The organism is uncultured Gemmiger sp., from assembly GCA_944388105.1.
Taxonomy (GTDB): Bacteria; Bacillota; Clostridia; order Oscillospirales; family Ruminococcaceae; genus Gemmiger.
On sequence record CALXHN010000132.1, the window covers coordinates 1 to 4315 of the forward strand.

Annotated in this window: 6 protein-coding genes; 3 read left to right on the forward strand and 3 right to left on the reverse strand. The window is 53.6% G+C overall.

Annotated elements, in window-relative coordinates; genetic code table 11:
* Positions 1 to 22 precede the first annotated feature (22 nt).
* A complete protein-coding gene (locus Q0K17_RS10485) occupies positions 23 to 1432 on the reverse strand; it encodes a solute carrier family 23 protein (protein ID WP_294542851.1) in 1410 nt (469 codons plus the stop codon).
* Positions 1433 to 1486: 54 nt separating this feature from the next.
* Between Q0K17_RS10485 and Q0K17_RS10490 the strand changes: the two genes are divergently transcribed.
* Complete coding sequence (locus tag Q0K17_RS10490; protein ID WP_294542852.1) at positions 1487 to 1690, forward strand: hypothetical protein; 204 nt, start codon at positions 1487 to 1489, stop codon at positions 1688 to 1690.
* A gap of 110 nt (positions 1691 to 1800) precedes the next feature.
* On the opposite strand, the gene Q0K17_RS10495 is transcribed toward Q0K17_RS10490, so the two are convergent.
* Complete coding sequence (locus Q0K17_RS10495) at positions 1801 to 2484, reverse strand: 4Fe-4S binding protein (RefSeq protein ID WP_294542854.1); 684 nt, start codon at positions 2482 to 2484, stop codon at positions 1801 to 1803.
* 259 nt (positions 2485 to 2743) lie between these two features.
* On the opposite strand from Q0K17_RS10495, the gene Q0K17_RS10500 reads away from it, so the two are divergent.
* A complete protein-coding gene (locus Q0K17_RS10500) occupies positions 2744 to 3247 on the forward strand; it encodes a CarD family transcriptional regulator (protein ID WP_294542856.1) in 504 nt (167 codons plus the stop codon).
* 4 nt (positions 3248 to 3251) lie between these two features.
* Here the strand turns inward: Q0K17_RS10500 and Q0K17_RS10505 are convergent, their stop codons facing one another.
* Positions 3252 to 3656 (reverse strand): hypothetical protein, encoded by a 405-nt coding sequence (locus Q0K17_RS10505; protein WP_294542857.1) that lies wholly within the window; start codon positions 3654 to 3656, stop codon positions 3252 to 3254.
* 12 nt (positions 3657 to 3668) lie between these two features.
* On the opposite strand from Q0K17_RS10505, the gene Q0K17_RS10510 reads away from it, so the two are divergent.
* Positions 3669 to 4315: glutamate-cysteine ligase family protein (locus Q0K17_RS10510; RefSeq protein ID WP_294542858.1), on the forward strand; the 647-nt coding region annotated here is incomplete at its 3' end.

Below are 4315 nucleotides of genomic sequence, written 5' to 3' on the forward strand. Positions count from 1 at the left end.
TTTTTTATATAACGACCTACCGTCAGGCTTTTTCCTCAGTCTTTTCCTTAGGCAGCAGCACATTCATGATGATGGCCACAAAAGCGGCGGGAACAATACCGGAACCGCCAAAAATCAGCTGTACGGCCTGTGGAAGACCGGCCAGCACGGCACTGTTGGCGCCAAGGCCGTATCCGAGGCCCAGCGCTACCGAAACAATGGACATGCTGCGAGCAGTCAGAGGCTCGCGGGTGATGAGCTGGATGCCGCTCATGACAATGGAAGAAAACATGATAACGGCAGCACCACCCAGCACGCTTTGCGGCATGATGGAAACGATCGCTGCCAGCTTGGGCAGCAGACCACAGAGTACCAGGAAAACAGCGCCGCAGGCCAGAGCAGTACGGTTTACAATCTTGGTCATGGTGACCAGACCGACATTCTGGCTGAAAGAGGTGTTGGGCAGAACCCCAAACAGGGCGGCAAAGGTGGAACCCAGACCATCGCACATGACACCGCCGGCCAGTTCCTGGTCGGTCGCCTCACGGTCCATACCACCTTCAGTCACGCCGGAAATGTCGCCGACAGTCTCCACGGCAGTTACAATGAACATGATCATTACAGGAATAATAGCGCGCAAATCAAAGACCGGTTTTACCGGCATCAGCTGCGGGATGGAAAACCAATCTGCCTGGGCAACTTTGTCCCAGTTCAATACCCAGGCTTTGGTATACGCAACGCCGTCGGCGGTCACCCCGGTGATGGAAAGGAAGAACGGCAGAATGGCGCAGATCACGTACCCGCAGATAATTCCGATAAGGATGCAGGAAGAACTGGCCATACCTTTGGCTCCATGCTTGAGAGCCAGCACAATGATCATCACGGCCAGGGCAACCAGCAGATTCTCCACCGAGCCATAGTCAGCAGCGGAGGTGCCGCCGCCAAAGGAACCAACACCCACGCTGATCAGGGACAGACCGATGGAAAGAACCACTGTACCGGTAACCACGGCGGGGAAAAAACGGCGAAGCGGCTTCAGGAAAGCTCCCAAGACCGTCTCAAAAAGACCGCCCAGAATGGAAGCACCCATGATGGCCGCATAGGCGACAATGCCGCCGCCCATAACCTTGACAACACTCTGGAAAACACCGATAAAGCCGGAACTGGTACCCATAATAATAGGAACTTTGCCGCCGACAGGTCCGATGGCAAAAAGCTGAACCAAGGTTACAAGGCCGGCTACCAGCATGGCGTTCTGCAGCAGGGATACCTGGATGGCCGCAAATTCTTCTGCGCCGCCGCCGGCTGCGCACAGGCTGGTGATAATCAAAATGGGGGTCAGGTTTCCTACGAACATGGCCAGCACATGCTGCAGTCCCAGGGGAATGGCCTGCCGCATCGGCAGCTTCCCCTCAAATTCGTAGGGAGTCGCGTACTGTTGTGTCTTTTCCATCTTATTCCTCCCGTTTGGTATACAATATGGCAAACAGAATTATTATAACAGAGATTGGCGCGTTCTCCCACAGCTTTTGACCAAAAGGTAAGCAAGAAGGCTATTTTCTCTTTTTTATGCAATAAAGGAACGGCGTCAAGCATTTTTCTTGTTCTGCCTGCCGGTAAAACGGATTCGGAAAGCAGAGAATCCGGCAAAAAAGGAGGGGCGACCGGTGAAAATTTCATATTCCGGGAAAAACGGTATGGCAGGAAATGACAAGTAAAACTGCTTTACAAAAAGAAAAACAGTTTTCCAGCCAAAGGCAGATTGCCTCGGGAAAGAAAACTGTTGGAGAAGGTTGGAAAGTCAGGGCAGAAACAGCACACTCAATTTTCCAATACCCGTCCGTCAATGGAGATGGTCACGACCCGGCAGGGCACGGTCTGGCCACTGGCAAGCAGGGCCCTCTGTACGGCATTGGCCAATCCACCGCAGCAGGGAACTTCCATGCGTACTACGGTCAGCGAAGCGATTTTGTTCGCCTGCAGAATGGCGGTCAGCTTTTCGCTGTAATCCACAGCATCCAATTTGGGGCATCCGATCAGGGTCACACGGTTGTGCATGAATTCCTGGTGCATGCGGGCATAGGCAAACGCAGTACAGTCGGCCGCCACCAGTACATCCGCCCCGGCAAAGAACGGAGCATTCACCGGGACAAGCTTGATCTGCACAGGCCACTGACCCAGGCAGGAAGCACGCATAGGCTGATTTGCCGGCGCTGCAGGTGCCATCTGATGCATACGCTGACCGGGACAGCCCGCAGGAACCTGTTTATGCTGCATGTGCTGGGCAACGGCAGCTTCATCGTAAGCCGCTGCTTCCCGCTCCACGAAGCTGATAGCACCGGTGGGGCAGGTGGGCAGGCAATCCCCCAGTCCATCACAGTAGTCATCCCGAAGCAGGACAGCCTTGCCATTCTCCATTCCGATGGCGCCTTCGTGGCAGGCCCGAGCGCAGGCACCGCAGCCATTGCACTTTTCTTGGTCGATGTGAATGATTTTCCGAATCATGAAGAGCTCCTTTGATCATATGGATTTGCATTGATTATATCTGAAAAGACACCAAATAGCCGTTGCATAAACAACGCAAATGAAAAAATCTTTTTCGTGAGTTTCAGTGATACACAAAAACGCATAAATTTTGCCGGGGACATGTGGAGCAAAATCAACAAAAATCACGCACAGACGAAAAAATGGCTTTGTCGGGGCTGATTTTTTGTGTTATAATAAAAATATACGAAGCAATGACGAAGAAAGAAAGTGGGGTATCATGTATAACGTTGGGGACATCATTGTATATGGTGAACATGGCATCTGCCGTGTGGCAGCGGTTGGCCCGCTGAACCTGGGCGGACCAGGTGACCGACTGTATTATACGCTGCGTCCGTATTACCAGCCGGAACTGGTCATCTATGCGCCCATTGACAACGAGCGCGTGGTGATTAGGCCGCCGGTGACCAGGGAACAGGCAGAGCAGATCGTCAAGGAACTCCCGGAGGTTCCCGAACTGGAAATCCCCGATGAAAAAGGCCGCGAAGCATTGTACAGCCAGATTCAGCACGGCTGCGATTGTCGGGCGTTGGCCGGTCTGCTGAAAGCACTGCATCGCCGCCGTGCCGAGCGGCAGCAAAAGGGGCGGCGTGCCACCAGTGTGGATGAACGCTATTTTCATGCGGCAGAAGACCAGCTGTATGGTGAGCTGGCCTTTGCACTGGGTATGAACCGTGAGGACGCACCGGAATACATACGTACCTGCCTGGGGCAGGCTGAATAAACGATCAATCCTCCGCCGTAACTGAAATTTTACAGATTGGCGGAGGATTTTTGCATGCCTTTTCAGATAACGGCATATCCATGGCATCGGATACCAAAACTGACATGGGGGTACGTTTTACCTTTGTTGTAAAAGTCTGTGTTTGGCCCGGTGCAACTGTTTTGTGCCCATTGCTTTTGCAAAAGGTTGGGTGTACAATACCCATGTGCATGCCATATGAGGCAGGGGAAAGCTCCTGCTGTGGCGTGCGCGGAAACAGGAGGGTATTTTGGCAAACCTGAGAAAGCAAAAAGAAGCCCTGGTCAATTATTTTGAAGCAGGCTGCAAGCCTGTGGGAAAATTGACGGTCGGGTTGGAAGTAGAACATTTTATTACCGGGGCAGATGGAAGCCCTATTGATTTCGAGCAAGTTCAGCAGGTCATGAAGGCACTGCAGCAGACCGGTGATGTGCCTGTGGTGATGGACGGCGAATATGTTGGGTTTTACAATGATGCTTATGCGGTTTCCCTGGAACCCGCCTGCCAGTTGGAAATCAGCATCTTGCCCCAGCCCAACGTCAGTCGTCTGATGGCGGTGTATGAAGGCTTTGCGGCGCGTATGCACCGCGCTTTGGCCCAGCAAGGCTTGCGCGGGTACAATCTGGGGTATCATCCCACCCGGCGGGCCGCAGCGCTGCCGCTGATTCCCAAAAAGCGGTATGAAGTGATGGACCGGTATTTTCAAAAGCGGGGACATCACGGCACCCAGATGATGCGTGCTACCGCCTCTACCCAGGTTTCGGTGGATTATTACAGTGAACAGGACTTTGTACGCAAGTACCGCGTGGCATGCCTGATGGCGCCGCTGCTGGCTCTGCTGACAGATAATGCGCCCGTTTATGAGGGGCAGCCCAACCATGCCTACAGTGTACGCACTTCTGTCTGGAACGATGTGGACCCCGACCGCTGCGGTATTCCGCCGATTTTGATGGACGCGGATTTCGGGTTTGAAAAGTATGCCGACTATATCCTGCAAAAACCCCTGGTGGTGTCCCGCCGGGGCCCCCGTACCGAAGGCGTCGGCCGAAA